Origin of the sequence: Mesorhizobium sp. M7A.F.Ca.US.005.03.2.1, from assembly GCF_003997795.1 — a bacterium.
GTDB lineage: Bacteria > Pseudomonadota > Alphaproteobacteria > Rhizobiales > Rhizobiaceae > Mesorhizobium > Mesorhizobium ciceri.
Genome location: NZ_RZRP01000789.1, coordinates 1 through 2,951, shown reverse-complemented (window position 1 = coordinate 2,951; position 2,951 = coordinate 1). Strand labels below are relative to the sequence as shown.

At 63.4% G+C, this 2,951-nt stretch carries 5 protein-coding genes; 2 read left to right on the top strand and 3 right to left on the bottom strand.

Going from position 1 to position 2,951, the window contains the following annotated elements; all coding sequences use genetic code 11:
* Together EN991_RS30345 and EN991_RS30340 are read left to right on the top strand one after the other, a co-directional pair.
* Positions 1–603 (top strand): VOC family protein (locus tag EN991_RS30345; RefSeq protein WP_206519279.1); only part of this gene is annotated, 603 nt, incomplete at its 5' end.
* 114 nt (positions 604–717) lie between these two features.
* Positions 718–879, top strand: coding sequence for a hypothetical protein (locus EN991_RS30340; protein ID WP_023810961.1), 162 nt, complete (start codon positions 718–720; stop codon positions 877–879).
* A gap of 21 nt (positions 880–900) precedes the next feature.
* Here EN991_RS30340 and EN991_RS30335 read toward each other — a convergent pair whose 3' ends face one another.
* From EN991_RS30335 to EN991_RS30325, 3 genes are all read right to left on the bottom strand, one after another.
* On the bottom strand, positions 901–1,614 hold the full coding sequence (locus EN991_RS30335; protein WP_127370125.1) for an SGNH/GDSL hydrolase family protein: 714 nt from the start codon (positions 1,612–1,614) through the stop codon (positions 901–903).
* Positions 1,615–1,676: 62 nt separating this feature from the next.
* Complete coding sequence (locus EN991_RS30330; RefSeq protein WP_127370124.1) at positions 1,677–2,417, bottom strand: thioredoxin family protein; 741 nt, start codon at positions 2,415–2,417, stop codon at positions 1,677–1,679.
* Between the two features lie 164 nt (positions 2,418–2,581).
* A partial coding sequence (locus EN991_RS30325) for a class I fructose-bisphosphate aldolase (RefSeq protein ID WP_127370123.1) occupies positions 2,582–2,951 on the bottom strand: 370 nt, incomplete at its 5' end.

The window sequence follows — 2,951 nt, the reverse complement described above, 5'->3', positions numbered from 1 at the left end:
TCACTGGACTTCGAAGATCCCGAGGGCCAGCGTCTGCGCCTGGTCAGCGATGGCGGCAAGGGCGGCAGCCATCCCTGGGCGCAAAGCCCGGTACCGGCCGAGCACCAGATCCGCGGGCTCGGGCCGATCGTCATCAGCGTTCCCGACATCACCAACACCGAGGCGGTGGTGACCACGGTGATGAACATGCGCAAGGCGCGCGACTATGCCTCGCCGGAGGGCCAGGTTCACGTCTTCGAAATGGGCGAGGGCGGGCCGGCGGCGGAGCTGCATGTCCTGGTGCAGCCGGGACTGGCGCCGGCACGGCAAGGTGCCGGTGCGGTTCACCATGTTGCCTTCAGGGCGCCGGACCAGGAAACGCTGCATCAATGGACGGCGCGGCTGGCCGAGTTCCGGCTGCCGTCGAGCGGCGAGGTCGAGCGCTATTATTTCCGTTCGCTCTACTTCCGCGAGCCGAACGGCATCCTGTTCGAGATCGCAACCGACGGTCCGGGGTTCACCGCCGACGAGCCGCTGGAAACGCTGGGGGAAAGCCTCGCCCTGCCGCCATTCCTCGAACCGAAGCGCGCTTCGATCGAGGCTGGCCTCAAGCCGCTGAAGTAGATCGTTTGCCGGTCAAAGGGCGCCGCGTTCCGGTTCGGGATCTCGGCGTCCGTTCTTTCTCAGGCAATGAACGACGTGCTTTGACAGCCGGGCGCGTTGCTGGTCAAAGGCGGCATGACGAAATTCCTCGCCCTTGTCATCGTCGGTTTCATGGTCATTCAACTGATCAAGCCGCTTGGCTGGCCAGGCCTCAAGCGACGCGGTGATTTCTGGAAGCTGGCACTGCTCGCCATGGCCGCGATTTCACTGGCGGCCGTGCTCGGGCATTTGACGTAGGACGGCACTTGTCGTCGCTGCTCAATTGCCAAGCACCGGGCCGACCAGATGCTCGGCCCAGGCCCGGTAGCCTGCTTCCGAGGCGTGAAAGCCGTCCGAGGCAAAGCCGGCTTCCGGATTGGTGATTGGCAGGCGCGACGCCGGCACCGCGCCGCGCTCCAGGCAAAGGCGTTCGCCCATCCGGTTCATGTCGGTGGCGCGGATCTCAAGGATCTTTCCGAGCAGCGGCGGCATGGCTGGCGCCCGCGTGAACTCCAGCACCGGCGACCACACCACGCGCGCTTCCGGCCATTTGGCGCGCAGGCCGTAGAGCAGGCCACCGAACTCCTTCTTGAAGCGCGGCACGGAGTGAAAATTCTTGGTGTCGTTGGTGCCGATGGCCAGCACGATATGCGTCCACGGATCGGCCGACAGATTGGGCAGCACATGGTCGCGGATCTGGCCGGACGTTGCCGAATTGAAGCCGGCCGCCCGCCAGCGCACGGCGCGGCCGGTGCTTTGTGAAATCAGTACGGCGAGTTGCGCGGCAAGTCCGTCTTCCGAATTGTCGATGCCGACCGAAGCGGCGGAGGAATCGCCCAGCACCAGAAGCGAGATTGCCGGTGCTGCGCCTGATATTTCGTGCATGACCGGCCCTTGCGCCGGCAGCATGCGCGTGGTGCGGCGTCGCACGCCGAGGCCTTGCCAGATATAGACCGGGAAGGCGAGCCAGGTGAGTAGGGCCGGGAAGCGCATGGCAGTACCGTTATACGATCAGCGGCAGCCTTAGCGCATGTTTTGGCCGACGGGAACGATCTTCAATCGCAGCAACTCGCCTGCCCCGCCTGCTTGCCCTGATATTCATCGTGCAGCCGCACCCAATCCATCAGGCCGTGATAGGGGCCGTTCTCGTTGCGGCCCTTCGGCGTCATGTCGAGATAGTCGTAGGCGCCGATCTGCGCCTCGCCGCCGCGGGCGCGCGACATGAAGGTCAGGAAGATGTCGCCGGCCTCGTCCCTGTAGAAGACGCTGGTGCCGGGAAGCTCCTTCGATGTCCGTGGACGGGTCTCGAAATTGTAGGTGGTGCAGCCGTTGGCGATCTGCTTGTCGGTGAAGGAGACCTGCATGTCGAAGTTGAAATCCGAGGCATAGGACGACACCCAGTCGAACTTCCAGCCCATGCGCTGCTTGTAAGGCAGAAGTTCCGCCAGTGGAGCGCGCGAAACCACGACCAGCGACACGTCGTGATGCCGCAGATGCTGATTGGCGCCGTCGATATGGTCGGCAAGGAATGAGCAGCCCTCGCAATGATGGGTGCAGCCCGGCCCGAACATGAAGTGATAGACGATCAGCTGGCTGTTAGTGCCAAACAGGTCGGTCAGTCTGTTTGGCCCTTGTTCGGTCTCGAAGACATAGTCTTTCCTGATCTTCAGCCAGGGCAGTTCACGCCGTTCCGCGGCGATCCGCTCGCGAAACCGCGTCAGTTCCTTCTCGCGCGCCAGATGTGCCTTGTGCGCCTGGAACCAGTCTTCGCGCGAAACGATCTTGTTGCGATGCATGAACCTCTCCCTGAATGTCATCCCAAGGACGTTGGGGATGGGCGCAATCCGACATCGCCGGAGAGGAAATAAGGACGGAGAGGCTCCGCCCCAAGCCCTGCAAGTCACAAACAAAAAACCCGGGCGCATCGGCCCGGGTTCGAAGGAGGAAGAAAGGACTGTGATCAGGCAGCCTGTTCCAGGCTCGCTTTCCATTTTCCGAGCGCTGCCAGATGGTTCATGTGGGCGCGATGGGTGAAGGCGGCCTGGCCGGCGGCAACGTTCGAGGCTTTGCCGCTCCAGGCTTTCTGTGGCGCGGCCTGCAGCGCGCGACCATAGGAGAAGGTCAGCTTCCACGGGTGCGGCCCGATGGCGTTGATGGCGTTGAGATTGGCGGTCGCCTCTTCGTCTTCCTGGCCGCCGGAAAGGAAGGCGATGCCCGGCACCGCTGCCGGCACTGTCTCGCGGAACAGTTTTATGGTCTTTTCGGCGACTTCTTCGGGGCTGCTCACCTTGCCCGATTTCCTGCCGGCCAGCACCATGTTGGGCTTCAGG

Coding starts and splice junctions, on each gene's coding strand:
- EN991_RS30340 (WP_023810961.1), top strand. CDS start 718: ATGACGAAATTCCTCGCCCTTGTCATCGTCGGTTTCATGGTCATTCAA.
- EN991_RS30335 (WP_127370125.1), bottom strand. CDS start 1,614: ATGCGCTTCCCGGCCCTACTCACCTGGCTCGCCTTCCCGGTCTATATC.
- EN991_RS30330 (WP_127370124.1), bottom strand. CDS start 2,417: ATGCATCGCAACAAGATCGTTTCGCGCGAAGACTGGTTCCAGGCGCAC.